Genomic DNA, 25,495 nt, shown 5'->3' with positions numbered 1-25,495 from the left:
CGCTACCCCGCCTCGCGGCGCAGCGCGGCCGCGAACATCGCGTCGGTGCCGTGCCGGTGTGGCCACAGCTGGACGTGTGGCCCGTCGCCCAGGTCTTCGACGGGCTCGAACAACGGCCGGGTGTCCAGCGCGCTCACGGGTTGGCGGCGCAGCGCGTCGGCGACCACGCCGACGGTCTCGGCCAGATGCGGCGAGCAGGTGGCGTAGAGCACCACGCCGCCGGGGCGGGTCAGCGCGATCGCGGCGCCCAGCAACTCGCGCTGCAACCTGGTCAGCGCGGGCACGTCCGCGGGCTGACGCCGCCACCGGGCTTCAGGCCGGCGGCGCAGCGCCCCCAGTCCCGTGCACGGCGCGTCGACAAGCACCCGGTCGAAGGTCGGCTCCAGCCCCGTCTGCCGGCCGTCGACCCGCAGCACATCGACCGGCAGGCCGCGGGTGTTCTCGGCGACCAGCTCGGCGCGGCGCGGCGCGGGCTCCACCGCGGTGAGCCGGAAGGACTCCGGAAATTGCTGCACGCCCAGTGAGGCCAGCAGCGCCGTCTTCCCGCCCGGCCCGGCGCACAGGTCCAGCCACCGGCCGCCGTCGCCGTCGACCGGGGCCAGGGCCAGCGCCCGGGCCACCAGCTGGCTGCCCTCGTCCTGGACCAGCGCGACTTTGTCGCGCACCGGCGCCAGCCGCCCGGGATCGCCGCCCGGCAGGTACACCGCGTACGGCGAATAGCGGCCGGCGGTCCCGTCCACCGCGTCGGCCAGTTCCGCGGCGGTCAGCGCGCCGGGGCGGGCGGCCAGGTGCACCTGGGGCCGCTCGTCGTCGCTGGCCAGTACCGCGTCGAGTTCGGTCGCGGCGGCACCCAACGCATCGGCGAAGGCCTGCGCGATCCACCGCGGGTGGGCATGCACGAACGCGGCGCGCCCGATCGGATCCTGCGCCGGGTCGGGGGCCAGCTCGGCGACCCAGGACTGCTCGTCGCGCCCGCAGATGGTGCGCAGCACTCCGTTGACGAAACCCGCTCGCGCCGAGTCGAATTCGATTCCCGCCTGCTCGACGGTAGTGGACACCGCGGCGTGCGCGTCGACCCGGGTGCGCAGCAACTGATACGCGCCGAGCCGCAGCAGGTCGAGCAGCACCGGGTCGATGGCTTCCGGCGAGCGCCCCGCGGCCGCGCCGATGACGGCGTCGAGCAGCCCGCGGGAGCGGCAGGTGCCGTAGGTGAGCTCGGTGGCGAATGCCGCGTCGCGGCCGGTGATTCCGCGGTCGCGCAGCAGCGCGGGCAGCGCCAGGTTCGCGTAGGCATCGCGTTCGCGGACCGCCCGAAGCACGTCGAACGCGGCGGCCCGGGCCGGGTCCAGGGGCCGGCGCGGCGGCCGGCGGTCACGCTGCTGCGGTCGCGGCGGCTTGCGCTCCGGGCGGCCGCGCTGCGGCCTGTCGCGCCCGGTGCTCATGTCGCCCGCACCTCGGGGTCGAGGCGGGCGCCGCGCGCCCAGTCGACCGCGTTCATGAATTTCTTTCCGGGCGGCTGGATCTGGTCCAGCCGCACCGGGTCGGAGCCCGTCCCGACCCAGACGCTCTTGCGGTCGACGTGAATAGCACCGGGCGGCAACGGTTCTGACGGCCCGGGCAAGGCGGTGGCCTCGGCAACCTGTACCGGCCCCAGTTTGATGCGCAGGTCGCCGATCAGCGTCCACGCGCCGGGGTTGGGCGTGACGGAGCGAATGCGGCGATCCACGACCAACGCCGGCAGGTCCCAGCGCACCCGGGCCTGCTCGACGGTGACCTTGGGTGCGATGCTGACCCCGTCGGCGGGCTGTGGCACCGGTGTCAGCGTCGCATCGGCGATGCCGTCCAGCGTGGTCGACAGCAGTGCCGCGCCCGAAACAGCCAGTCGCTCAAGGAGTTCCCCGGCGGTGTCGGTCGGCCGGATCGTCTCGGTCACGACGCCGAAGATCGGGCCGGAGTCCAGGCTCGGCTCGATCTGGAACGTCGAGGCGCCGGTGATGCTGTCGCCCGCGGCGATGGCCGCCTGCACCGGCGCGGCGCCGCGCCAGGCGGGCAGCAGCGAGAAGTGCAGGTTGATCCAGCCCCGCGGGGGCACGGCCAGCAGGCCGTCGCGCAGCAGCGCGCCGTAGGCCACGACCGCGCAGCAGTCCGGCGCCAACTCCGACAGCTGCGCGACGAACTCGTCCGAGTTCGGCCGCGATGGCCGCAACACCGGAATCCCGCGATCGAGCGCTTCGCGGGCCACCGGTGACGGCTCCGGTTTGCCGCGCCGCCCGGCGGCGGCGTCGGGCCGGGTCAGTACCGCGATCACCTCGTGACGCGGCGACTCGATGAGGCGGCGCAGCGCGGGTAGCGCGGGTTCGGGGGTTCCGGCGAAGACGAGACGCACCGGCCCAGTCTAGGAAGCGCCGGGCGCGGGCCCGACCCGCCCGCGCCGGCGGGATGTGCGTGCGTACACTGTTGCCTATGGCTATTATTTCTGGCAGCCATTAACTGGCGGTGCGAGCGGCTCTGCCGATTCACGTCGACAACGAGGTCGAAAGACAAACCCTTCCCCTCTCCAAGGAGGTCTAGATGACCCTCGATACCCCGATCAACGACGCTTCGGCCGCCGCGACGTCCCGCATGGTGTGGGCGCTGGGCGACTACGCCCTGATGGCCGAGGAAGTGATGGCGCCCCTTGGCCCCGCGCTGGTCGAAGCCACCGGCATCCGGCCCGGCCTGCGGGTCCTCGACGTCGCGGCCGGCTCAGGCAACATCTCGCTGCCGGCGGCCGCCGCCGGTGCCACCGTCGTCTCCACCGACCTCACCCCGGAGTTGCTGCAGCGGTCGCGGATCAGGGCCGAGGCGCGGGGCCTGAAGATCGACTACCGGGAGGCCAACGCGCACGCGCTGCCGTTCGGCGACGGCGAGTTCGACGTCGTCCTGTCCGCGATCGGCGTGCAGTTCGCCACCGATCAACAGCGCGCCGCCTCCGAGCTGGTCCGGGTCTGCCGGCCGGGCGGCACCATCGGCGTGATCAGCTGGACCCCCGAGGGGTTCTTCGGCCGCATGCTCGCCACCATTCGGCCCTACCGCCCCAGCCTGTCGCACCCGGTGCCGCCGGCCGCGCTGTGGGGACGCCCGCGTTATGCCGCCGCGCTGCTCGGCAGCCAGATCGGCGAGATCACCACGGCGCGAGGCATGTTGGCGGTCAACCGGTTCGACAGCGCCGAGGCCGTGCACGCGTACTTCAAGCGGCACTACGGCCCGACGATCGAGGCGTACGCGAACATCGGCCACAACCCGGTGCTGACGGCTGAGCTGGACGCCCAGCTCGTCGAACTCGCGCAGCAGCACCTGGCAGCCGGCACGATGGGCTGGGAGTACCTGCTGCTGACCGCCCGGAAGCGGATGGGCGGCTAAAGGTCGATGTCGGCGTCCAGGTGGACGTCGGGCTCGCCGCCGGCGGCGGTGAAGGCCGTCAGGGCACGCACCAGGCCGTGCCGCTCGGCCGGCGGCATCTTCGCCACGATGGCGGCGATCTCGGTGCGCCGGTGCGCGGTGACCTGGTGGACGACGTCGCGGCCGCGCGCGGTCAGCGCGGCGAGCAGTTCGCGCCGCGAGGTCGGGTGCGGCAAGCGGTCGATCAGCCCGGCGGCGACCAGCCGGTCCACCATCCGGCCGGTGGCCGACGGCTGCACGCCCAGCAGGCCGGCGAGCGTGGCCAGGTTGACCGGTCCGCGATTGGACAGGATCACCAGCGTCCGGAACTGCGCGATGGTGATGGTCTCGTCGACCTGCCCGACGGAGCGAGCCGAGATGGCCATCAGCAAACGGGAGGCCGTCAGCAGGGCATCGGTGATGACGTCCAACGATTCGTCAACCGTGGTGTTGTCGGCTGCCATATCGCCCCTTCCCGGATGGTTTCCGGACCTCTCGGCGGCTAAGGATTAGAAAGTGTAGCAACACTCTAATGTCGTAAAAAGAGATTATTGCACGCGCATACTGTCGCCTAGGGTAATAGTTCGTGAAGCCTAGCCGATGTGCAACGGGTCGATCTGCACCCGGGCCGGCTCATGGGTCTGGCGGGCGCTGAGCACGGCGACGCCGCGCCGCAGCGCTCCCGCCAGCGCCAGCCCCTGCCTGCGGGGCACGCGCACCAGCATTCGCGTCACCGGGGCACCGGGCGGAGTTCCGGCCGGGCGACGCACGCCGGCCGGAAGGTCCACCGGCCCAAGCAAATCCGCGTCGAAGGACTCCTGGTCGGATAGCCTGGCCGCCTCGAGCAGCGCGGTCACGGCGCCGGCCGTCCCGTCGACGGCGGCCATGTGGACGCTGGGCGGCAGACCGACCTCGGCCCGCGCGATCACTTCGGCCTCCGCATGACCCACCGGATCCCAGCGGATCAGCGATTGCACCGTGGGAAGCGACGATTCGGCGACCACCATCACCACACCGCCGTCGCCGCGGGCGCGCACCAGCGCGGCGGCGGTCATCCAGCGCCACAGCGCATCCTCGGCCGCGCGCAGGTCCTGGCGGCCCAGCAGCGCCCAGGTGTCCAGCAGCAGCGCGGCCCCGTAACCGCCGGACGCGCGGGGCTCGACGCCCGGGGTGGCCACCACCAGCGCCGGGCCGGCCGCGACCTCGGGCACCACGCCGTCACCCGACGACGTGATCACCGCCGTGCCGGGAAACGCGCGTCCGAGTTCCTCGGCGGTGCGCCGGGCGCCGACGACGACGGCGCGCACCGCGTCCGACCCGCAGCGCACGCACCGTCGCGTCGGGTCGACGCGGCCACACCAACGGCACAGCAGCGCCGCGCCGCCCTCCTGCAACGACAGCGGGCCCGTGCAGTGCCGGCAGCGGGCGATGGTCCGGCACCGCGCGCACGCCAGCGACGGGACATAGCCCCGCCGCGGCACCTGCACCAGCACCGGCGCCCCGGCCTGCAGCGCCGAGCGGGCGGCGCGCAGCGCGATGGACGGTATCCGCGCCGTGCGCGCCGCCGGGTCGCGTTCGTCGGCGTAGCCGGTGTCGTCCAGCGCGATCACCCGCGGCGTACGCGCGCGCACCACCGGCCGGGCCGCGACGATGTCGTGGGCCCAGCCGCTGCGCACCAGCGCCTGGGCCTCGGCGGTGCGCGCGTAGCCGCCGATCAGTGCCGCGCACCGGGCCTGATGGGCACGCAGCATCGCCACCTCGCGGGCGTGCGGGTAGGGCGCACGCGGCTCGGCCAGGCTGTCGTCGGCGTCGGCCCACACCATGACCAGCCCGAGATCGCTCAGCGGCGCGAACACCGCGCTGCGCGTGCCGATCACCAGCCGGGCGGTACCGCGCAGCGCCGCCAGCCAGCGCCGGTACCGGGCCGCCGGACCCAGGCCGGCCGACAGGGCCACCACGCTGCCCTCGTCGATCCGCGCCGTCGCGGCCTGCCACAGCGCGTCCAGGTCGCGCTGGTCGGGAACGATCGCCAGCACCGAGCGGCCGGTCCGCACGGTGTGCGCGGCGGCCTCGGCGAAGCGGTCCGTCCACGACTCGCCCGGCAGCGCCTGCCAGACGGCGCGGGCGGCGCGCGATTCGGCCAGGGCGGCCAGGAACTGGGCGCCGCGGCCGTAGCCGTCCCAGGCCGACGGGTCGACGGGGTCCGGGACGACCGGATCGCGGCTGACCAGGGCTTCCCGCTCCACCCGGGCGTGGCGGGCGGGCACGGCCAGGCGCAGCACGTCGGGACGGGTGCCCGCGTAGTGGGCGGCCACCGCGTCGACCAGCCGGCGGATCTCCGGGGTGAGCACCGGTTCGGCCGACACGACGCGATCCAGCCAGCCGAGCTTGCCGGGGTGATCGGTGTCGTTGCGGCGCTCCAGCACGAATCCGTCGACCAGCCGGCCGTGGAAGCGCACCCGCACCCGCACCCCGGGCTGGGCGTCGTCGGACTGCTCGGCCGACACCAGGTAGTCGAACTCGCGATCCAGGTGCGGCACCGACAGCATCGGCAGCACCCGGGCGATGGGCTCCACCTCGACGGGCGTGCGCACGCCGGGGCTCATCGCGACCCCGGACCGCGAATCATGGTGTCATTCAATGTTTTTACCGTCCGGTCCGCAGCCTAGCGGGCACGGGTGACAATCAGCCCTCGGCGGGCGCCGGGGCATCTCCGGCGGCCGCCCCCGATTGCTGGGCGGGAAACTCGCGGCCGAAGAAGAACCCGGCCGTGATCAGGATCTGGGCCGCCGCATACGACCACCAGATCGGCACCTCCAGCGCCTCATTGCCCAGGATGAAGCGGGCGATGGCGATCATCGAGTCCGAGGCCGCGAAACACACCGCCCCCACCGCCGTCCAGATCGTCGGCAGTTTGGCCAGCAGGGCCGTGCACACCATCGCGGTCAGCACCACGATGTAGACCGTCACCGGAAGCGTCAGCTTCTCCGCGCCCAGGTGCGGCCAGAACCAGCCCAGCAGCACGATCGACGCCGCACACATCAGGACCACCGCAACGACGCGCGCCGTCGACGGCGGCGCATCCTTCGAGAACGTCGGCACCAGCGGCAGCAGCGCGCCCACAAAACACATGTGCGCCAACAGGAATGCCGCCAGGCCCACCACGAAAGACAGCGTCCACCACGGGATCGCCAGCACCCAGTCGCCGACCGCCGAGAGCAGCAGCGCCGCCATCAGCCACCGCCGCTCGCGGACGACGGCGTGCCCGGCCGCGGCCAGGGTCAGCAGCAACGCCATCGAGGCCTTGAACGCCGGCTGCGCCACCCAGTGCCCGGTCAGCTCGATTCCCGGTGGCGAGCGCAGCGCCAGCACGGTCAGGTAGATGCCGTAGCCGAGGGCCACCCAGCCGGCCACCACCCAGGCGCCGGCCACCACACGAGGTGCGTACGGTACGTCCATGCCCAGCTTGGATAACACAGCCGACGAGAAACCCGCTATCGACCCCATCCTGCAGAAGGTACTGGATGCGGTTCCGTTCCGGCTATCCACTGAGGACGGAATCGACGCGGCGCGGCAGCGGTTCCGGGATCTGCCGCGCCGGCCGCTGCATCCCGAGCTGCGGGTCGAGGACCGCACGATTCCCGGGCCCGCGGGCGCCATCGCGGTCCGGATCTATTGGCCGCCAAGCCATTCCGATGGGCCCGTGGAAGGCCCCGCGGCGCCCGTCGTGCTGTATTTCCACGGCGGCGGGTTCGTCATCGGCGACCTCGACACCCACGACGGCACCGCGCGTCAGCACGCGGTCGGCGCCGACGCGATCGTCGTGTCGGTCGACTACCGGCTGGCGCCCGAGCACCCCTACCCCGCCGCCGTCGAAGACGCTTGGGCCGCAACGCTTTGGGTCGCCGAGCACGCCGCCGAACTGCACGGCGACCCGAACCGGGTCGCCGTCGCCGGGGATTCGGCCGGCGGCACCATCTCCGCCGCGGTGGTGCAGCGGGCACGGGACAACGCCGGCCCGCCGATCGTGTTCCAGCTGCTGTGGTACCCGTCGACCATGTGGGACGCGTCGCTGCCGTCGTTCACCGAGAACGCCACCGCGCCGATCCTGGACGTCAAGGCCGTCGCGGAGTTCTCGCGTTGGTACGCGGGCGAAGTCGACCTGTCCGATCCGCCGTCGGACATGGCGCCGGGGCGCGCGAAGGACCTGAGCAACCTGGCGCCGGCCTACATCGCCGTCGCCGGGTACGACCCGCTGCGCGACGACGGCATCCGCTACGGCGAATTGCTGACCGCCGCCGGTGTCGACGCCCGGGTGCACAACGCCGAGACGCTGGTGCACGGCTACCTGGGCTATGCCGGCGTGGTGCCCGCCGCCACCGCGGCCCTCGAGGCCGGGCTGGAGGCGCTGCGAACCGCCCTGCACCGCTGACCGCGCGGCGTACGGTGAACCCATGAGCGAGCCGACCGCCGCCCGGCCCGGGATCGATCCGGCGTTCAAGGCGCTGCTCGACGCCTTCCCGATGACCTTCCGCGAGGCCGACGGTGTCGAGGTCGCCCGCTCGCGGCTCCGGATGCTCAAGGTGCCGCCGAAAATGCTGCCGGACCTGCGGATCGAGGACCGCACGATCGCCCACGGCGAGCGCACCGGCATCCCGGTGCGCATCTACTGGCCCGACAGCGAGCTGCGCCCGCTGCCCGTGGTCGTCTTCTACCACGGCGGCGGCTTCTGCCTGGGCGACCTGGACACCCATGACCCGGTCGCCCGCGCACACGCCGTCGGCGCCGAGGCCATCGTGGTGTCCGTCGGATATCGGCTGGCGCCCGAGCACCCGTTCCCGGCCGGCGTGGACGACTGCTGGGCGGCCCTGCGCTGGGTCGCCGAGAACGCCGCCGAGCTCGGCGGCGACCCGGACAACATCGCCGTGGCCGGCGACTCGGCGGGTGGCAACCTCGCCGCGGTGACGGCGCTGCTGGCCCGCGACAACGCCGACAACGGCGGCCCGGCGCTGCGGTTCCAGTTGCTGTGGTACCCCACGGTCACCGCCGACCAGTCGCTGCCGTCGTACACCGACAACGCCGAGGCGCCGATCCTGAACCGTGAGGTCATCGACGCGTTTCTGTCCTGGTACGTGCCCGACCTCGACATCACCGACCCGAAGTCGCTGCCCACCACCATGGCCCCGGCCAACGCCGCGGACCTGTCCGGGCTGGCGCCGGCCTACATCGGCACCGCCGGACACGATCCGCTGCGCGACGACGGCGCCCGCTACGCCGAGCTGCTGGGCGCCGCCGGCGTGCCGGTGGAGCTGAGCAACGAGCCCACCCTGGTGCACGGCTTCGTCAGCTTCGCCCTGGCGATCCCCGCCGCCGCGGAGGCCACCGAGCGCGGCCTGACGGCTCTCCATAAAGCGCTGCACCCCTAGGCAGGCAACGATGGTGACGCACGACGACGAAGTCCCGGACTATCACACGCTGATCATCGGGGCCGGGTTCTCCGGCATCGGTGCGGCGATCAACCTAGACAGGGCCGGGCTGCCCGATTACCTGGTGATCGAGGCCGGCGACGGGGTCGGCGGCACCTGGCACTGGAACACGTACCCCGGTATCGCCGTGGACATTCCGTCGTTCTCCTACCAGTTCTCCTTCGAACAGAGCCGGCACTGGTCGCGCACCTACGCGCCGGGCCGCGAGCTCAAGGCCTACGCCGAACACTGCGCCGACAAGTACGGCATCCGCTCCCGGATCCGGTTCAACACCAAGGTGCAAACCGCCGAGTTCGACGACGAGCGCGGCCTGTGGCGGGTGCAGACCGACCCGGCCGGAGAAATCACGGCCCGGTTCTTGATCAGCGCCTGCGGCGTGCTGACGGTGCCGAACCTGCCCGACATCGACGGCGTGGACTCGTTCGGCGGCATCACCATGCACACGGCCCGGTGGGATCACGGCCAGGATCTGCGCGGCAAGCGCGTGGCGGTGATCGGCACCGGCGCCTCGGCCGTGCAGGTGATTCCCGAGATCGCGCCGATCGTGTCGTCGCTCACGGTCTTTCAGCGCACCCCGATCTGGTGCTTCCCGAAGTTCGACGTCCCGCTGCCCGCACCGGCGCGCTGGGCCATGCGAGTTCCCGGCGGCAAGTTCCTGCAGCGCCTGCTCAGCCAGGCCTACGTGGAGCTCACCTTCCCCATCTCGGCGCACTATTTCACGGTCCTCCCGCTGGCCAAGAGGATGGCCTCGCTGGGGAAGTCCTATCTGCGGCAACAGGTTCGGGACCCCGTCGTGCGCGAACAGCTCACCCCGCAGTACGCCGTCGGCTGCAAACGCCCCGGCTTCCACAACGGTTACCTCGCCACCTTCAACCGCGACAACGTGCGGCTGGTCACCGAACCGATCGACAAGATCACGCCCGACGCGGTGGCCACCACCGACGGCGAGAACCACGAGGTCGAGGTGCTGATCCTGGCTACCGGCTTCAAGGTGATGGATCCCGACAACGTGCCCACCTTCGCCGTGACCGGCAGCGGCGGAAAGTCGTTGAGCCGCTTCTGGGACGAGCACCGGCTGCAGGCCTACGAGGGCGTCACGGTGCCGGGGTTCCCCAACCTGTTCACCGTGTTCGGCCCGTACGGTTACGTCGGCTCTTCGTATTTCGCGCTGATCGAGGCGCAGACCCACCACATCGTGCGCTGCCTGAAGCGGGCCAAGCGCGTCGGCGCGACCCGCGTCGAGGTGAGCCAGGAGGCCAACGACCGCTACTTCGCCGAGATGATGCGCCGGCGGCCCAAACAGATCTTCTGGCAGGACAGCTGCCGGCTGGCCAACAGCTACTACTTCGACAAGAACGGCGACGTGCCGCTGCGCCCGGGCACCACCCCGGAGGTGTACTGGCGCAGCCGGCGGTTCAACCTGGACGACTACCGGTTCACCAGCTAGCGGCTACGCTGCTCACGTGGCGAAGGAATTTGAAAGCATCGACGGGTCGCTGCGCGACTTCATCCACGAACAGGCCGTATTCTTCGTTGCCACCGCACCGTCCGAGGGTGGACGAATCAACCTGTCCCCCAAGGGATATCGCGACACCTTCGCGGTGCTCGACGAGCACACCGTTGCCTACCTTGACCTGTTCGGCAGCGGCGTGGAAACCATCGCCCATCTGCGCGACAACGGCCGCATCACCGTGATGTTCTGCTCGTTCACCCGCAACTCGCGGATCCTGCGGCTGTTCGGCACCGGACGGGCGATCCGCCCGGACCACGCCGAATTCGCCGATCTGATGCGGCATTTCGGCGGCCGGCGCGCCGGGGCCCGCGCCATCATCGTGGTCGACGTGGAGCGGATCGCCGACGCGTGCGGATTCGCGGTGCCCTATTACGATCTCGTCGACGAACGGCCGGTGCTCGACGCGCACCACGCCAAGGCTCCCGACGAGGCGTATGTCCGGCTGGTCGAACGCAACCGGCGCAGCATCGACGGGCTGCCCGCGCTGGACGCGGACCACCCGCCGCCTAGATCGCGCGCTTGAGGTCGTCGACCTTGTTGAGCTGCTCCCAGGGCAGCTCGATGTCGGTGCGGCCGAAGTGGCCGTACGCGGCGGTCTGCGCGTAGATCGGGCGCAGCAGGTCCAGGTCGCGGATGATCGCGCCGGGCCGCAGGTCGAACACCTCGGGCACGATCTTCTCGATCTTGACCGGGTCGACCGTGGCGGTGCCGAAGGTCTCGATGAACAGCCCGACGGGGCCGCCTTGCCGATGGCGTAGGCCACCTGCACCTCGACCCGCTCCGCCAGCCCGGCGGCGACGATGTTCTTGGCCACCCAGCGCATCGCGTAGGCCGCCGACCGGTCCACCTTGGAGGGATCCTTGCCGGAGAAGGCGCCGCCGCCGTGGCGGGCCCAGCCGCCGTAGGTGTCCACGATGATCTTGCGGCCGGTCAGGCCGGCGTCGCCCATCGGGCCGCCGAGAACGAACTTGCCGGTGGGGTTCACCAGCACCCGCGTCGCCGACGAGTCCAGGGTGTCGTGGGCGAGCTCGTCCAGCACGGTCTTGAGCACGTGCTGGCGGATGTCGGGGTCCAGCGTCTTCTCCAGGTCGATGCCGTCGGCGTGCTGGGTGGAGACCACCACGGTGTCCAGGCGGACCGGAACGTCGTCCTCGTACTCGATGGTGACCTGCGTCTTGCCGTCCGGGCGCAGGTAGGGCAGCGTGCCGTTCTTGCGGACCTCGGTCAGCTTCCGCGACAGCCGGTGGGCCAGCGCGATGGGCAGCGGCATCCGCTCGGGGGTGTCGTTGATCGCGTAGCCGAACATCAGACCCTGGTCGCCGGCGCCCTGCAGGTCCAGCGGGTCGGCGGCGCCCTCGACGCGGTGCTCGTGGGCGGTGTCGACGCCCTGGGCGATGTCGGGCGACTGCTTGCCGATGCCGATGTTGACCCCGCACGTGCTGCCGTCGAAGCCCTTGTCCGAGGAGTCGTAGCCGATGTCGAGGATGCGCTCGCGAACGGTGTTGGTGATGTCGGCGAACGCCTCCTTGGCGGTGGTGGTCACCTCACCCACCACGTGCACCTGCCCGGTGGTGACCAGCGTCTCGACGGCGACACGTGAGCGGGGGTCCTGCGCCAGCAGGGCATCGAGGACCGAGTCGCTGATCGCGTCACAGATCTTGTCGGGATGTCCCTCAGTCACCGACTCACTGGTAAACAGGCGACCCTTTTCGCTCATGCCAATCCTTCCAATTAATTAGTTAGCCGAATTATATCGGCTGGCGTCGGCCCGGCCAGCACCTGCCCCGGTGCCGAGAAGAACTCGACCGTTCTATCCGCCGTCCCCGTGCAGGAACGCGGCGATCGCATCCACGATACGACTGGCCATCAAAGTCTTGGAGCCGTGCTGCAGCGCCGACTCGGTGCCGTCGGCCGCCAGCAGCCAGCCGTCGTTGCTGTCCACCTCGAAGGCGCGGCCGTCGCCCACCGCGTTGACGACCAACAGGTCGCAGCCCTTGTTGCGCAGCTTGGCCCGGGCGTGAAACAGCACGTCCCCGTTGGCGTCGCCGGTCTCGGCGGCGAAACCCACGATCGCGCGCATGTTGGGCAGCTCGCCGTTGGCGCGCGCCCGCACCGCACCCGCCAGCACGTCGTCGTTGCGGACCAATTCGATCGCGGGCGGGCGGTCTTGCTCCTGCGGGCCTTTTTTGATCTTGGCGGCCGCAACCCGGGCCGGCCGGAAGTCGGCGACGGCGGCGGCCATCACCAGCACGTCCGCCTCGGCCGCGTGCTTGGCGACGGCGTCGCCGAGTTGCTCGGCCGAGCTGACGTGGACCACCTCGACGCCGGCGGGGTCGATCAGCCCGGCGGTGTGCCCGGCGATCAGCGTGACCTCGGCGCCGCGCTGGGCGGCCACCCGCGCCACCGCGTAGCCCTGCTTGCCGGAGCTGCGGTTGCCGATGAAGCGCACCGGGTCGACCGGTTCACGCGTGCCCCCGGCCGTCACCAGCATCTTGCAGCCGGCCAGGTCGTAGGGCAGCGCGTCGTGGCGCTCCAGCAGCAGGTGAGCCAGCGTGGTGATCTCCTCGGCCTCGGGCAGCCGGCCCGAGCCGCTGTCCGTCCCGGTGAGCCGCCCGGCGGCGGGTTCGAGCACCACCGCTCCCCTGCGGCGCAGCGTGGCCACGTTGTCGACGGTGGCCGGGTGCAACCACATCTCGGTGTGCATGGCCGGCGCGAACAGCACGGGGCATCGCGCGGTGAGCAGGGTGGCGGTCAGCAGGTCGTCGGCGCGGCCGTGCACCGCACGGGCCAGCAGATCCGCGGTGGCCGGGGCCACCACGACCAGATCGGCCTGCTTGCCGAGCTGGACGTGCGGAACCTCCGGCACGTCGTTGAAGACGCCGGTGTGCACCGGCTGGCCGGAGAGCGCCTCGAATGTGGCGGCCCCGACGAAACGCAGCGCGGACTCGGTCGGGATGACGCGGACCGAATGACCGGCCTCGGCGAGCTGACGAACCACGGTGCACGCCTTATAGGCGGCGATACCGCCGGAGACGCCGACGATTACTCTCTTCGCGACCCGATCGCGGTTGTCCACAGCGCGCCCGGCCCGGCCCTGTTATTCGCCCTCGGTGTGCTCGAGCAGGTCGCCGTGAATCTCGCGCATCGCGATGGAAAGCGGCTTTTCCTGCAGCCCCGGCTCGACCAGCGGACCGACGTATTCGAGGATGCCCTCACCGAGCTGGTTGTAGTAGTCGTTGATCTGGCGGGCCCGCTTGGCGGCGTAGATCACCAGGGCGTACTTGCTCGAGACGCGGTCCAGCAGCTCGTCGATGGGCGGGTTGGTGATGCCCAGCGGGGTGTCGTAGGCGCCCGGTCCCCCGGCGGACGGATCGAACCGGTCGGGGACGGCGGCCAATGCCGCATCGGACTGCGGGATACTCACTTAGGTCAATCTCCTGGCGGATTGGAGCGGCTCTCCACCACTGGAAAGCCGCTGAAAAATACTGAAAACGGTGCTCAATCTTGCTGGGATGTGGTTCGGCTTCTGGTCTGGCCAGACGGGTCATGCCGGCCCGGCGCAGTTCCCACCAGCAAGGATACCAATTCGGAGCACGCTGACTCCAATTCACTGTTCACGACCACCCGGTCGAAGTCGTTTTGGGCCGCCATTTCGATGCGGGCCGTCTCCAGGCGTCGCTGCATGACCTCCGGCGTTTCGGTGCCGCGGCCGACGAGCCTGGCCCTGAGGTCTTCCCAGCTGGGCGGCGCCAAAAAGACCGCGAGGGCCTCGGGCATCGCCTTCTTGACGGCCCGGGCCCCGGCCAGGTCTACCTCGATCAGCACCGGGAATCCGCGGGCGGTGGCGGCCCGGACCGGCTCGGCCAGGGTGCCGGACCGGTGCAGCCCCGAGTGGATTTCGGCCCACTCCAGCAGCGCGCCCTCGTCGATGAGCTGCTGGAAGCGGGCCGGGGTGACGAAGTGGTAATCGACGCCGTCGACCTCCCCGGGCCGCGGCGCCCGCGTCGTGGCCGAGACGCTGAAATGCAGGTCCGGGACCCGCTCTCGCAGGCATCGGACCACCGTCGACTTGCCGACCGCGGAGGGACCGGACAGCACGACCACACGTCCGTTACCTGATGGTTCAGGACGTGTCCCGTGCTGGACGTCCGGTCCCCCGCCGGCGCTCACAGGCGCTCCCTGGGCCGGTGCGCCCACGGCTCGGTTAGGAGCCGAACTTTTCCAGCAGGGCCTTGCGCTGACGATCGCCAAGACCGCGCAGACGGCGGGTGGGGGCGATCTCCAGCTCAGTCATGATCTCCTGCGCCTTGACCTTGCCCACCTTGGGCAACGCCTCGAGAAGCGCGGAAACCTTCATCTTGCCCAGGACTTCGTCGGTCTCGGCGTCCTTGAGGACCTGGGTCAGGTTGGTGCCGCCACGCTTCAGGCGGTCCTTGAGCTCTGCTCGCGCTCGACGTGCGGCAGCCGCCTTCTCCAACGCGGCCGCGCGCTGCTCGTCGGTCAACTGGGGAAGGGCCACGATTCCTCCGTATCTGATCAATCAATTTCAATCGATCTCATTTTGTCTCGCCGGTACTTCTGCCAGCGGAGACGACCGTACTCAGGCCTCCTGACGAAATCTAACCCGACCCCCTGCTTATGGGGGCAAAGTCCCAGCATGCACAGGCGTGTAGCCGGCCAAAGCGATGCCTCGGGCGGGGCCCACGAGCGCCCCGCGCGGCGCCGTCCTGGGGCGGCGCCGCCTCCGTTCCGGCCCCTCGATAGGCCGTCTACCTGCGGATTTACCTGACGGCGGCGGCGACGGTTAGGACGGCCGGGCGGTCCGGAAAGCCGCCGGTGGGCCGCCGTCACGCCTGGTGCGAGGGATCACGGATTTGTTGCGGCGTGTCGCGCGTGTCGCAGCGCTCGGTCAAACGCCAGGCCAACGCCGCAGTTCGGCCCGCACACCGGTCCTGACGGTCCCCGTAGGGGCCTCGAGGCGGCCTGGTGGCCCCGAATCTGGCCGTGCGGGCATCACCGAGGCTCCGCCGAGCTCCCGGACCCGGGGCGGCCGCCCTGGGCGGCCTTGCGCAGGTCACGCGCGCACCGTCAGCAACCGTCGAAACGGCCGGGATTCGTCGGCACAGTCGCCGGCCCCGCGGGCCGCCGCGTCGCGACGTGCGGACGTTCGCCCGCGGGCGGCCGCGCGTGCGCCCGGGCCGGACCAGCCCGGCCCCGATCAAGGTCTGCGCGCCTGAACAACCGGTGAACTTTCACCAACCACCAAGGGCCGCAGCGCAGTTGACGGCCCCGCAGTGGCCGCGGCGCCGGACGCGCGCGGCCGATGACGGGTGGCCGCTTCCGCGGAACCCGAGAGGTCTTTGGCCCTAATTCCGCACACGCGGACTTAGGCTCGCACCAAGCCCGTAATTGCGGATCGACGCCTTGACCGCGGCCCATTTCAGCTAATCGGGGGCGGGGAATCCGATACGATCGAGACGTGTCCAACCTGCGAATTCGCCAGGCAGCTGAGCTGCTTGGCGTCAGCGACGACACCGTGCGGCGCTGGATCAACCAGGGCACACTCGCGGTCAGTCACGACGCCGCCGGCCGCAAGGTGATCGCGAGCGAGGACCTCGCCCACTTCTCCCGCACCAATGCGCCCGCCCCGCCAGCGGACCCGCTCAGCATCGGCAGCTCGGCCCGCAACCGGTTCGTCGGGCTGGTCACCTCCGTGGTCAGCGACAAGGTGATGACCCAGGTCGAGATGCAGTGCGGCCCTTTCACGGTGGTGTCGCTGATGAGCACCGAGGCCGCCGAGGAACTGCAGCTGCGTCCCGGCAGCGTCGCGGTGGCCGTCGTCAAGGCCACCACCGTCATCGTTGAAACCGCGCGGCCCAGCACCGCGGTCGCGTCGGACTAAACAGCAACCCCGCTCACACCGCCAGGTAGGAGACCGCGTCCAGCATGCGGTCGGCCGCCGCGCGCAGCTCGGCCACGCCCGGCCCGGCCCGCAACACCTCGCGGGCCACCGCGGGCAGCAGCTGGCCGGATTTCGCCCCGCCCAGCCCGGCGAGCGCCTCCGGGCGCCCACCCTGCACGCCGAGCCCCGGCACCAGGACCGGACCGCCCAGCGCGCTCAGGTCGGGCGCCTGCAACACCGTCGCGCCCACCACCACGCCGACATATCCGGGCCCGGACGGGGTCGCGGAGCGATTCACCACCGCCGCCTGATCGACGACCAGCTGGGCCACGGTGCGGCCGTCGAAGGCGGCACGCTGCACGGTGGCGCCCTCGGGGTTGGACGTCGCCGCCAGGACGAACACCCCGCGGTCGTGCGCCGCGGCGGCCTCCAGCAGCGGCCGCAGCGAGCCGAAGCCCAGGTACGGGGTGGCCGTCACGGCGTCGGCGGCCAGCGGCGAATCGCCCGCCCAGGCGGCGGCGTAGGCCGCCATCGTCGTGCCGATGTCGCCGCGCTTGGCGTCGGCCAGCACCAGCACGCCGGCGGATCGCAGCGCCGCGATGGTGCGTTCCAGCACGGCGAAACCCGCGGCGCCGTACGCCTCGAAGAACGCGACCTGCGGTTTGACGACGGCGAATCCGGAAAACGCCTCGATGCAGATGTCGCAGAACGCGGCCAGGCCGTCGGCCGTCGTGGGCAGGTCCCAGGCGCGCAGCAGCTCGGGGTGCGGGTCGATGCCCACACACAGCGGCCCGCGTTCCGCCTTCGCCTCCGCCAGCCGGACGCCGAACCCGGTCACCGCGCGCCCTTGTCCGACATCTGGCTGTGCAGTTCCTGCAGGCTGCGCACGCCGATATCGCCGCGGATGCCCGCCTCGATGCCCTGGACGGCGGCCGAGGCGCCCTGCACCGTGGTGACACAGGGGATGTTGACCGACACTGCGGCCGAACGGATTTCGTAGCCGTCGATGCGCGGGCCGGAGTTGCCGTAGGGCGTGTTGATCACCATGTCGACCTCCCCGGCCTTGATCGCGTCCACCGCCGACTGCGCCGGCCGGCCCGGCTGCGGGTCCTCGAAGTGCTTGCGCACCTCGTCACAGGGAATCCCGTTGCGGCGCAACATCTCCGCGGTGCCCTCGGTGGCGAGGACGCGGAAGCCCAGGTCGGCCAGCCGCTTGACGGGAAACACCAGCGAGCGCTTGTCCCGGTTGGCCACCGACACGAAGATGGTGCCCTGCGCGGGCAGCGACCCGTAGGCGGCGGTCTGGCTCTTGGCGAAGGCGCTGCCGAAGTCGCGGTCGATGCCCATCACCTCGCCGGTGGACTTCATCTCCGGGCCCAGCAGCGAGTCGATGGCGGCGCCGTCGGCGCGGCGGAAGCGGTGGAAGGGCAGCACGGCCTCCTTGACCGCGATCGGGGCGTTCTGCGCGGCATGGGCGCCGTCGCCGGACGCCTCCAGCATGCCCTCCTCGCGAAGCTCAGAGATGCTGGCGCCCAACATGACCCGGGCGCACGCCTTCGCGAGCGGGATCGCGGTGGCCTTGGACACGAACGGCACCGTGCGGCTGGCGCGCGGGTTGGCCTCCAGGACGTAGAGCACGTCGTCCTTGAGCGCGTACTGCACGTTGAGCAGGCCCACCACGCCGATGCCGTGCGCGATGGCCTCGGTCGCGCGGCGCACCTTCTCGATGTCGCTGCGGCCCAGCGTCACCGGCGGCAGCGCGCACGCCGAGTCGCCGGAGTGGATGCCGGCCTCCTCGATGTGCTCCATGATGCCGCCGATGTAGACCTCGGTGCCGTCGCACAGCGCGTCCACGTCGATCTCCACCGCGTCCTCGAGGAAGCGGTCGACGAGCACCGGGTGCTCCGGTGAGAGCTCGGTGGCGCGGGTGATGTAGCCCCGCAGCGTCTCCTCGTCGTAGACGATCTCCATGCCCCGGCCGCCCAGCACATAGGACGGCCGCACCAGCACCGGGTAGCCGATGTCCTCGGCGATCCGCTGGGCCTGGGCGAAAGTGGTTGCGGTGCCGTATTTCGGCGCCGGCAGGCCGGCCGCGGTGAGCACGTCGCCGAAGGCGCCGCGGTCCTCGGCCAGGTCGATGGCCTCCGGCGGGGTGCCGACGATCGGCACGCCCGCGTCGGCCAGGCGCTGCGCCAGCCCGAGCGGGGTCTGGCCGCCCAGTTGCACGATCACCCCGGCCACACCCGGGCCGTCACCCGCGGACTGCTGCTCGGCGCGGAACACCTCGAGGACGTCCTCGAAGGTTAGCGGTTCGAAGTACAGCCGGTCCGCGGTGTCGTAGTCGGTGGACACCGTCTCCGGGTTGCAGTTGACCATCACGGTCTCGAAACCGGCCTGCGACAACGTCGTTGCGGCATGCACGCAGCTGTAATCGAATTCGATGCCCTGGCCGATACGGTTGGGCCCCGACCCCAGGATCAACACCTTGGGCCGCTGCGTCTGCGGCGCCACCTCGGTCTCGGCCGCGGGATCCAGCTCGTAGCTGCTGTAGTGGTACGGCGTCTTGGCCTCGAACTCCGCCGCGCAGGTGTCGACGGTCTTGTACACCGGGTGCACACCCAGCCGCTCGCGCAGCGACCGAACCCCGTTCTCGCCGGCCAATTCGGGCCGCAGCGCGGCGATCTGGCGATCCGAGAGCCCGCTGTGCTTGCCGCGACGCAGCAGGTCGGCGTCGAGCACCGGGGCGGCGATCAGCTCCGCGCGCAGCTCGATCAGCTCGCCGATCTGCGCGACGAACCAGGGATCCACGCCGCTGGCCTCGGCCACCTGCTCCACCGAGGCGCCCAGCCGCAGCGCCAGCTCGATGTCGTAGAGCCGGCCCTCGGTCGGCGTCCGCAGCCGGGTCAGCACCTCGGCAACGTCGCCCTCGGGGTCGGGCTTGGTCCAGAAACCGGCGCGGGTTGTCTCCAGCGAGCGCATCACCTTGCCGAGCGCCTCGATGAAGTTGCGGCCCAACGACATTGCCTCGCCGACGGATTTCATGGTGGTGGTCAGCGTGGGGTCGGCGCCCGGGAACTTCTCGAACGCGAAGCGCGGCGCCTTGACCACCACGTAATCCAGGGTGGGCTCGAAGCAGGCCGGCGTTTCCTTGGTGATGTCGTTGACGATCTCGTCGAGCGTGTACCCGATGGCCAGCTTGGCGGCGATCTTGGCGATGGGGAAACCGGTCGCCTTGGACGCCAGCGCGCTGGACCGCGACACCCGGGGGTTCATCTCGATGACGATCAGCCGGCCGTCGACGGGGTTGATCGCGAACTGGATGTTGCAGCCGCCGGTGTCCACCCCGACCTCGCGCAGGATCGCGATGCCCAGGTCGCGCATCCGCTGGTATTCCCGGTCGGTCAGCGTCATCGCCGGCGCGACGGTGACGGAGTCACCGGTGTGCACGCCCATCGGGTCGAAGTTCTCGATCGAGCACACCACGACGACGTTGTCGTTGCCGTCGCGCATCAACTCGAGCTCGAATTCCTTCCAGCCGTAGATCGATTCCTCGATCAGCACGTTGGCGCTGGGGCTTTCGGCCAGCCCGGCGCCGGCCATCCGGTCGACCTCCTCGACGGACCGCGCCATCCCCGAACCCAGGCCGCCCATGGTGAAGCTGGGCCGCACCACGACCGGCAGGCCGAGCTCCTCGACCGTCTCGCGGACCTCGTCCATGGTGAAACACACTCGGCTGCGGGCGGATTCACCGCCGACCTTCGCGACGATGTCCTTGAACATCTGCCGGTCCTCGCCGCGCTGGATGGCGTCGAAGTCGGCGCCGATGAGCTCGACGCCGTGCCGCTCCAGCGCCCCGTTCTCGTACAGCGCGACGGCGGTGTTCAGCGCGGTCTGCCCGCCCAGGGTGGCCAGCAGCGCGTCGATCTTGTTGCCGCGCTCGGCCTGCTGAGCGATCACCTTCTCCACGAACGCCGCCGTGATCGGCTCGACGTAGGTGTGGTCGGCGTACTCCGGGTCGGTCATGATGGTGGCCGGGTTGGAGTTGACCAGGCTGACCTGGAGCCCCTCCGCGCGCAGCACCCGGCAGGCCTGGGTTCCCGAGTAGTCGAACTCGCAGGCCTGACCGATGACGATCGGCCCCGAGCCGATCACCAACACGTGGTTGAGGTCGGTGCGACGTGGCACTAGCGGCCCTCCCCTGCCATCAGCTCGATGAATTGGTCGAACAAATACTCCGCATCGTGCGGTCCGGCCGCGGCCTCCGGGTGGTACTGCACCGAGAAGGCTTGCCCGTCGGTGAGTTTGACGCCTTCGACCACTCCGTCGTTGGCGCAGGTGTGGCTGACGACGGCCTGGCCGAACGGCGTGTCGAACGTCTGGCCGGCCTCACCCTCGAGCGCGAAGCCGTGGTTCTGGGCGGTGACGGCCACCCGCCCGGTGGCGTGGTCGATCACCGGGATGTTGATGCCGCGGTGGCCGAACACCATCTTGTAGGTGGACAGTCCCAGCGCCCGGCCCAGGATCTGATTGCCGAAACAGATGCCGAACAACGGGATTCCGGCGCCCAGCACCTCGCGGGTGACCGCGACGATGTGGTCGGCGGTGGCGGGGTCGCCGGGGCCGTTGGACAGGAAGACGCCGTCGGGCTTGAGGTCGGCGATCTGCTGGTAGGTCGCCGACGAGGCCAGCACGTGGGTGCGGACGCCGCGGCGGGCGAAGTTGCGCGGCGTGTTGGTTTTGATGCCGAGGTCCAGCGCGGCCACCGTAAACCGCGGTGAGCCTTCGGGTTCCACGATGTAGGTGTCCGGCGTGCTGACCTCGCCGGCCAGGTCGGCCCCCAGCATCGACCGCTGCCCGCGCACCCGTGCCAGCAGTTCGTCCGCATCGGCGAGCGAGTCACCGGAGAACACCCCGGCCTTCATCGAGCCGCGGGTGCGCAGATGCCGGACCACCGCGCGGGTGTCGATGCCGGCGATCCCGACGACGTGCTGGCGGACCAGTTCGTCCTCCAGGGTGCCGGTGGACCGCCAGTTGGACGGGCGCGGCGACGGATCGCGCACCGCGTAGCCGGCCACCCAGATCTTGTCGCCGCGGCTCTCGGCGTCCTCGCCGTTCCAACCGGTGTTGCCGATCTGCGGGGCGGTGGCCACCACGATCTGGCGGTGGTAGCTCGGATCGGTCAGCGTCTCCTGGTAGCCGGACATGCCGGTGGAAAACACTGCCTCGCCCAATGTTTGGCCGACCTTGCCGAACGGCCTGCCGGTGAAGACGCGCCCGTCCTCGAGTACCAACTGCGCCTTAGTCACGAGCGCCGCTCCTCCTCATGCTGCGATTCCAGCCACCGGTCGTATTCGCCACGGTCGTTGGCCCTGAAGCCGGTGTCGATCTCGACGCCCGACGGCAGCCGCCAGCGGATCGCCAGGATCCCGATCCGGCCGGTCATCCTGCGTTCCATACGGATCTGCTTGATCGAGTCCCGGGGAATCCAAATCGGATGGGCCCGGACGCGTTCCACCATGATGCCCCCGGCATAGCGGGTCAGCACCGCCTTGCTGCGGTAACCCAGATCGCCGGCCGCGATCCGCTCGGCCCAGCCCGGCGCCATCATGGAGCCGCAGTAGTGGCCGCGGGTGGTGATGGTCGCCGCCCCCACCTGGTCCGGGATCTCGGGCAACTCCCCGATCAGCTCCGCCTGCCGCTGCGAGCGACGGTGCCAGGATCGCATCATCAGCTGGATCACCACCGTGATCACCACCACCATCGCGGCGGCGAAGATCAGCGATCCCACCAGCGTGCCCGAATTCATGCCGGCGACTTCCCGTCTCGGGCGGTGACCTTGCCGCGCAGCAACGTGGCGGTCACGGTGGCGGGCAGGGTCATCGCCTCGTAGGGCGTGTTGGCGGACCGGCTGGCCAGGTCGGATCCGGCGACGGTCCACGAGGCCGTGGGATCCACCACCGTGAGATTGGCCGGCTCCCCCACCTCCAGCGGACGGCCGTGATCGGGCAGGCCCACGATCCGGGCGGGGTTTTCGCTCATCACCCGGGCGACGTCCCGCCAGGTCAACAGGCCGGGGGTGACCATCGTCTGCACCACGATCGACAGCGCCGTCTGCAGACCCAGCATGCCCGGGCGCGCCGCGGAGAACTCCACGCACTTCTCGTGCTCGGCGTGCGGGGCGTGATCGGTGGCCACACAGTCGATGACGCCGTCGGCCAGCGCCTGGCGCAGCGCCACCGCGTCGGCCGCTTCGCGCAGCGGCGGGTTCACGCGGTTTTGCCCGTCGTAACTGGCCAGCCTGCTGTCGTCGAGCATCAGGTGGTGCGGGGTGACCTCGGCGGTGATCGAGATCCCTTGCCCCTTAGCCCATTTCACGATCTCGACGGTGCCCGCCGTGGAGGCGTGGCAGACGTGCACCCGGGCGCCGGCGTCGCGGGCCAGCAGCGCGTCGCGGGCCACGATCGACTCCTCGGCGGCCCGGGGCCATCCCGCCAGACCGAGCCGGGCCGCGGTGGGCCCCTCGTGGGCGACGGCGCCGACGGTGAGCCGCGGCTCCTCGGCGTGCTGGGCGATGAGCACGCCCAGCCCGGTGGCGTATTCCAGGGCGCGGCGCATCACCAGCGGGTCGTGCACGCAGATGCCGTCGTCGGAGAACATCCGCACCTGCGCGGCACCGGCCGCCATCATGCCCATCTCGGTGAGCTCTTTGCCGGCGAGCCCGACGGTGACCGCGCCCACCGGGTGCACGTCGACCAGGCCCACCTGCTGGCCTCGGTGCCAGACGTGGTCGGTGACCACCGGGCTGTCGGCGACCGGATTGGTGTTGGCCATCGCGAACACCGCGGTGTAGCCGCCCAAAGCCGCTGCGGCCGAGCCGGTTTCGATGTCCTCGGCGTATTCGCGCCCGGGCTCGCGCAGATGGGTGTGCAGGTCGACCAGGCCGGGCAGCAGGACATGATCGGTCGCGTCGATCACGTCGGCGGTGTCGGGAACCTCCAGGCGTGGGCCGATGTCGGCGATCTGGCCGTCATCGACCAGCACGTCGACCCTGTCGCCCTCGCCGTAAAGACGCACGCCGCGGATCAGCACGCTCACGCCGCACCCTCTTCTCCGGCCAGTTCGGTGCCCACCAGCACGTGGAACAGCACCGCCATCCGCACGTGGACACCGTTGGAAACCTGTTGCAGCACGGCCGATTGCGACGAATCGGCCACCGACGAGGCGATCTCCATGCCGCGCAGCATCGGCCCCGGGTGCAGCACCACGGCGTGGCCGGGCAGCATCGCCTGGCGGCGATCGGAAAGCCCGTACAGCGAGGAGTATTCGCGCACCGAGGGGAAGAACCCGCCGTTCATCCGCTCGGCCTGCACCCGCAACATCAGCACCGCGTCGGCGGCGGGCAACTCGGCGTCGAAGTCGTTCGACACCGTCACCGGCCAGCCCTCGACCCCGACCGGCAGCAGCGTCGGCGGCGCGACCAGAACCACTTCGGCGCCCAGGGTTCCCAGCAGCATCACGTTGGAGCGCGCGACCCGGCTGTGCAGGATGTCGCCGACGATCACGATGCGACGGCCCTCGATGCCGCCCAGCCGCTGGCGAATGGTCAGCGCGTCCAGCAGCGCCTGGGTCGGGTGCTCGTGGGTGCCGTCGCCGGCGTTGATCACCGACGGCCCGCCCTGGGCGGCCACGTCGTTCGCCGCGGTCCATTCGGCGAGCAGGTGCGCGGCCCCGGAGGCCGGGTGCCGGATGATCAGCGCGTCGGCGCCGGCGGCGCGCAACGTGAACGCGGTGTCGCGCAGCGACTCCCCCTTGCCCACCGACGATCCGGACGCGCTGACGTTGATCACGTCGGCGCTCATCCACTTGCCGGCCACCTCGAACGACACCCGCGTCCGGGTCGAGTTCTCGTAGAACATCGTGACGATGGTGCGGCCGCGCAGCGTCGGCAGCTTCTTGATCTCGCGTCCCACCAGCGCCTCCGCGAACCGGTCGGCGTCATCGAGGATGGCCGTGGCGTCATCGCGGCTTAGGTCGCCGGCCGCCAGCAGATGACGCGTCATCGTGAGATCACCACCCCGTCGTTGCCGTCGTTCTCGCGCAGCAGCACGTGCACGCTCTCGCCGCGCGAGGTGGGGACGTTCTTGCCCACATAGTCGGCGCGCAGCGGCAGTTCGCGGTGGCCGCGGTCGACCAGCACCGCCAGCTGCACCACCCGCGGCCGGCCCACGTCGCGCAGCGCGTCCAGCGCGGAACGGACCGAGCGGCCGGAGTACAAGACGTCGTCGACCAGGATCACCAGAGCGTCGTCGATGCCGCCGGCCGGAATCGAGGTGGCTTCCAGCGGCCGCGGTGGCTTCTGCATCAGATCGTCGCGGTACAGCGTGATGTCCAGGGCCCCGTGGCCGACGTCGACGCCGCTGAATTCACCGATGTTGGTGGCGAGCCGGTTGGCGAGGATCACACCGCGGGTCGGGATGCCCAGCAGCACCACCCGTGGCGCGTCGGGACCGTCCAGCGCGGTCTTTTCGATGATCTGATGCGCAATGCGGGAAATGGTGCGGCCCACGTCGGCCGCCGACATCAACTCCCGGGAATCGCTGCCCCTGAAACCGGACCAGCCGGTGTCGCCCGCAGCACCCATAACGAAACTTGACCTCCTTCTCCGCCTCGCCGGACGGATCGTTAAAGGATGTCGACTGCGAGGCAGCGTAGCACTTATTCCGGGTGCCACGCCGCCAGGCACGTGTGGCGCAAGCCGATCCCACCCGCGCCAGTCACACCCGTCCCATGGGTCTCGGGAAAGGGGCACCTGGGGTGCGCGCCCGTCGCACAGCGAACGGCCGGCGCCGCCGCGGGCCGCGATCAATCGCGATTTGTCGCCGAAAGGCGGGGACCAATTATGTCCGGCCCACAGACATTCGACGAACGCGAACGGCGAATTTCGCGGCGGCGGCCTATTGCGGAGGCGGAGGAGGGGGCGGCGGCGGGGGCCAGGTGCGGCGCGGGTTGATCGGCCCGCAGTTCAGGCCGATTTTGCATTCCCAGCCACTTGCCTGCGGTTGTGGCGTATCGCAGCAAACGTCATCCGGCGATGTGGGCGTCGGTTCCACGGTGGTCACAGGGTCGGTCATGTTGGTACGCGGCGCCGGGACACCGCCGATTCCACTTAGCGCC

General features: G+C 70.7%; 22 protein-coding genes and 1 pseudogene. 6 read left to right on the top strand and 17 right to left on the bottom strand.

What is annotated here, in order from left to right; translation table 11 throughout:
* Positions 1 to 2: 2 nt before the first annotated feature.
* Together B9D87_RS02930 and fmt are read right to left on the bottom strand one after the other, a co-directional pair.
* Positions 3 to 1,442: an RsmB/NOP family class I SAM-dependent RNA methyltransferase gene (locus B9D87_RS02930; RefSeq protein ID WP_007774361.1), complete on the bottom strand. Its 1,440-nt coding sequence runs from the start codon at positions 1,440 to 1,442 to the stop codon at positions 3 to 5.
* On the bottom strand, positions 1,439 to 2,386 hold the full coding sequence (fmt, locus tag B9D87_RS02925; RefSeq protein WP_007774362.1) for a methionyl-tRNA formyltransferase: 948 nt from the start codon (positions 2,384 to 2,386) through the stop codon (positions 1,439 to 1,441). The genes B9D87_RS02930 and fmt overlap by 4 nt, the downstream gene beginning before the upstream one ends.
* Positions 2,387 to 2,571: 185 nt before the next feature.
* Between fmt and B9D87_RS02920 the strand changes: the two genes are divergently transcribed.
* Complete coding sequence (locus tag B9D87_RS02920) at positions 2,572 to 3,402, top strand: class I SAM-dependent methyltransferase (RefSeq protein WP_007774363.1); 831 nt, start codon at positions 2,572 to 2,574, stop codon at positions 3,400 to 3,402.
* Here B9D87_RS02920 and B9D87_RS02915 read toward each other — a convergent pair.
* The 3 genes from B9D87_RS02915 to B9D87_RS02905 form a co-directional block, all read right to left on the bottom strand.
* Entirely contained in the window at positions 3,399 to 3,884 is a 486-nt protein-coding gene (locus tag B9D87_RS02915) for a MarR family winged helix-turn-helix transcriptional regulator (RefSeq protein ID WP_007774365.1), read from the bottom strand. The two genes, B9D87_RS02920 and B9D87_RS02915, sit on opposite strands and share 4 nt — an antisense overlap.
* A gap of 129 nt (positions 3,885 to 4,013) precedes the next feature.
* Positions 4,014 to 6,026, bottom strand: a complete 2,013-nt coding sequence (locus tag B9D87_RS02910) for a primosomal protein N' (protein ID WP_174320961.1) — start codon at positions 6,024 to 6,026, stop codon at positions 4,014 to 4,016.
* A gap of 79 nt (positions 6,027 to 6,105) precedes the next feature.
* Complete coding sequence (locus tag B9D87_RS02905) at positions 6,106 to 6,879, bottom strand: lysoplasmalogenase (RefSeq protein WP_040631355.1); 774 nt, start codon at positions 6,877 to 6,879, stop codon at positions 6,106 to 6,108.
* On the opposite strand from B9D87_RS02905, the gene B9D87_RS02900 reads away from it, so the two are divergent.
* Genes B9D87_RS02900 through B9D87_RS02885 form a run of 4 tightly spaced genes read left to right on the top strand, consistent with a single transcriptional unit; the run spans position 6,878 to position 10,942 of the window.
* Complete coding sequence (locus B9D87_RS02900) at positions 6,878 to 7,852, top strand: esterase LipI (RefSeq protein ID WP_007774370.1); 975 nt, start codon at positions 6,878 to 6,880, stop codon at positions 7,850 to 7,852. The genes B9D87_RS02905 and B9D87_RS02900 overlap by 2 nt on opposite strands.
* Positions 7,853 to 7,874: 22 nt before the next feature.
* Positions 7,875 to 8,846: an alpha/beta hydrolase gene (locus tag B9D87_RS02895; protein WP_007774371.1), complete on the top strand. Its 972-nt coding sequence runs from the start codon at positions 7,875 to 7,877 to the stop codon at positions 8,844 to 8,846.
* 10 nt (positions 8,847 to 8,856) lie between these two features.
* Complete coding sequence (locus tag B9D87_RS02890; RefSeq protein ID WP_040631357.1) at positions 8,857 to 10,353, top strand: flavin-containing monooxygenase; 1,497 nt, start codon at positions 8,857 to 8,859, stop codon at positions 10,351 to 10,353.
* A gap of 16 nt (positions 10,354 to 10,369) precedes the next feature.
* A complete protein-coding gene (locus tag B9D87_RS02885) occupies positions 10,370 to 10,942 on the top strand; it encodes a pyridoxamine 5'-phosphate oxidase family protein (RefSeq protein ID WP_007774373.1) in 573 nt (190 codons plus the stop codon).
* Here the strand turns inward: B9D87_RS02885 and metK are convergent.
* The 5 genes and pseudogenes from metK to mihF all read right to left on the bottom strand — a co-directional run bounded on the left by metK (position 10,926) and on the right by mihF (position 14,938).
* Positions 10,926 to 12,136: pseudogene (gene metK / locus B9D87_RS02880) on the bottom strand (methionine adenosyltransferase). The gene B9D87_RS02885 and the pseudogene metK overlap by 17 nt on opposite strands.
* 93 nt (positions 12,137 to 12,229) lie before the next feature.
* On the bottom strand, positions 12,230 to 13,495 hold the full coding sequence (gene coaBC, locus B9D87_RS02875; protein ID WP_007774375.1) for a bifunctional phosphopantothenoylcysteine decarboxylase/phosphopantothenate--cysteine ligase CoaBC: 1,266 nt from the start codon (positions 13,493 to 13,495) through the stop codon (positions 12,230 to 12,232).
* A gap of 21 nt (positions 13,496 to 13,516) precedes the next feature.
* Entirely contained in the window at positions 13,517 to 13,843 is a 327-nt protein-coding gene (gene rpoZ / locus B9D87_RS02870) for a DNA-directed RNA polymerase subunit omega (RefSeq protein ID WP_007774376.1), read from the bottom strand.
* 74 nt (positions 13,844 to 13,917) lie between these two features.
* The gene (gmk, locus tag B9D87_RS02865; protein WP_085977871.1) at positions 13,918 to 14,589 is read right to left on the bottom strand and encodes a guanylate kinase; all 672 of its coding nucleotides are present in this window, start codon (positions 14,587 to 14,589) and stop codon (positions 13,918 to 13,920) included.
* 34 nt (positions 14,590 to 14,623) lie between these two features.
* Positions 14,624 to 14,938 (bottom strand): integration host factor, actinobacterial type, encoded by a 315-nt coding sequence (gene mihF, locus B9D87_RS02860; RefSeq protein ID WP_007171927.1) that lies wholly within the window; start codon positions 14,936 to 14,938, stop codon positions 14,624 to 14,626.
* A gap of 960 nt (positions 14,939 to 15,898) precedes the next feature.
* Between mihF and B9D87_RS02855 the strand changes: the two genes are divergently transcribed.
* Positions 15,899 to 16,321, top strand: coding sequence for a TOBE domain-containing protein (locus B9D87_RS02855; RefSeq protein WP_007774380.1), 423 nt, complete (start codon positions 15,899 to 15,901; stop codon positions 16,319 to 16,321).
* 13 nt (positions 16,322 to 16,334) lie between these two features.
* Here the strand turns inward: B9D87_RS02855 and pyrF are convergent, their stop codons facing one another.
* The 7 genes from pyrF to pyrR are packed head-to-tail and all read right to left on the bottom strand — an operon-like array spanning position 16,335 to position 24,962.
* The gene (gene pyrF, locus B9D87_RS02850) at positions 16,335 to 17,159 is read right to left on the bottom strand and encodes an orotidine-5'-phosphate decarboxylase (RefSeq protein ID WP_007774381.1); all 825 of its coding nucleotides are present in this window, start codon (positions 17,157 to 17,159) and stop codon (positions 16,335 to 16,337) included.
* Entirely contained in the window at positions 17,156 to 20,506 is a 3,351-nt protein-coding gene (gene carB / locus B9D87_RS02845) for a carbamoyl-phosphate synthase large subunit (RefSeq protein WP_007774382.1), read from the bottom strand. Before carB ends, pyrF begins: the two co-directional genes overlap by 4 nt.
* A complete protein-coding gene (carA, locus tag B9D87_RS02840) occupies positions 20,506 to 21,627 on the bottom strand; it encodes a glutamine-hydrolyzing carbamoyl-phosphate synthase small subunit (RefSeq protein WP_007774383.1) in 1,122 nt (373 codons plus the stop codon). Before carA ends, carB begins: the two co-directional genes overlap by 1 nt.
* Entirely contained in the window at positions 21,624 to 22,127 is a 504-nt protein-coding gene (locus tag B9D87_RS02835; RefSeq protein WP_007774384.1) for a PH-like domain-containing protein, read from the bottom strand. Before B9D87_RS02835 ends, carA begins: the two co-directional genes overlap by 4 nt.
* A complete protein-coding gene (locus B9D87_RS02830) occupies positions 22,124 to 23,416 on the bottom strand; it encodes a dihydroorotase (protein WP_007774386.1) in 1,293 nt (430 codons plus the stop codon). The genes B9D87_RS02835 and B9D87_RS02830 overlap by 4 nt, the downstream gene beginning before the upstream one ends.
* Positions 23,413 to 24,381 (bottom strand): aspartate carbamoyltransferase catalytic subunit, encoded by a 969-nt coding sequence (locus tag B9D87_RS02825; protein WP_007774387.1) that lies wholly within the window; start codon positions 24,379 to 24,381, stop codon positions 23,413 to 23,415. The genes B9D87_RS02830 and B9D87_RS02825 overlap by 4 nt, the downstream gene beginning before the upstream one ends.
* Positions 24,378 to 24,962, bottom strand: a complete 585-nt coding sequence (gene pyrR, locus B9D87_RS02820) for a bifunctional pyr operon transcriptional regulator/uracil phosphoribosyltransferase PyrR (protein WP_007774388.1) — start codon at positions 24,960 to 24,962, stop codon at positions 24,378 to 24,380. The genes B9D87_RS02825 and pyrR overlap by 4 nt, the downstream gene beginning before the upstream one ends.
* Positions 24,963 to 25,495 lie beyond the last annotated feature (533 nt).

The organism is Mycobacterium colombiense CECT 3035 (genome assembly GCF_002105755.1).
Lineage (GTDB): Bacteria > Actinomycetota > Actinomycetes > Mycobacteriales > Mycobacteriaceae > Mycobacterium > Mycobacterium colombiense.
This window is presented reverse-complemented; position numbering and strand designations above follow the sequence as displayed.

What these genes read in the sequence shown, in the direction of transcription:
- B9D87_RS02905 (WP_040631355.1), bottom strand. Translation starts at nt 6,879, where the DNA reads ATGGACGTACCGTACGCACCTCGTGTGGTGGCCGGCGCCTGGGTGGTG.
- B9D87_RS02900 (WP_007774370.1), top strand. Translation starts at nt 6,878, where the DNA reads ATGCCCAGCTTGGATAACACAGCCGACGAGAAACCCGCTATCGACCCC.
- B9D87_RS02835 (WP_007774384.1), bottom strand. Translation starts at nt 22,127, where the DNA reads ATGAATTCGGGCACGCTGGTGGGATCGCTGATCTTCGCCGCCGCGATG.
- B9D87_RS02910 (WP_174320961.1), bottom strand. Translation starts at nt 6,026, where the DNA reads ATGAGCCCCGGCGTGCGCACGCCCGTCGAGGTGGAGCCCATCGCCCGG.
- pyrR (WP_007774388.1), bottom strand. Translation starts at nt 24,962, where the DNA reads ATGGGTGCTGCGGGCGACACCGGCTGGTCCGGTTTCAGGGGCAGCGAT.
- B9D87_RS02895 (WP_007774371.1), top strand. Translation starts at nt 7,875, where the DNA reads ATGAGCGAGCCGACCGCCGCCCGGCCCGGGATCGATCCGGCGTTCAAG.
- B9D87_RS02920 (WP_007774363.1), top strand. Translation starts at nt 2,572, where the DNA reads ATGACCCTCGATACCCCGATCAACGACGCTTCGGCCGCCGCGACGTCC.
- B9D87_RS02930 (WP_007774361.1), bottom strand. Translation starts at nt 1,442, where the DNA reads ATGAGCACCGGGCGCGACAGGCCGCAGCGCGGCCGCCCGGAGCGCAAG.
- B9D87_RS02890 (WP_040631357.1), top strand. Translation starts at nt 8,857, where the DNA reads ATGGTGACGCACGACGACGAAGTCCCGGACTATCACACGCTGATCATC.
- B9D87_RS02915 (WP_007774365.1), bottom strand. Translation starts at nt 3,884, where the DNA reads ATGGCAGCCGACAACACCACGGTTGACGAATCGTTGGACGTCATCACC.
- B9D87_RS02825 (WP_007774387.1), bottom strand. Translation starts at nt 24,381, where the DNA reads ATGACGCGTCATCTGCTGGCGGCCGGCGACCTAAGCCGCGATGACGCC.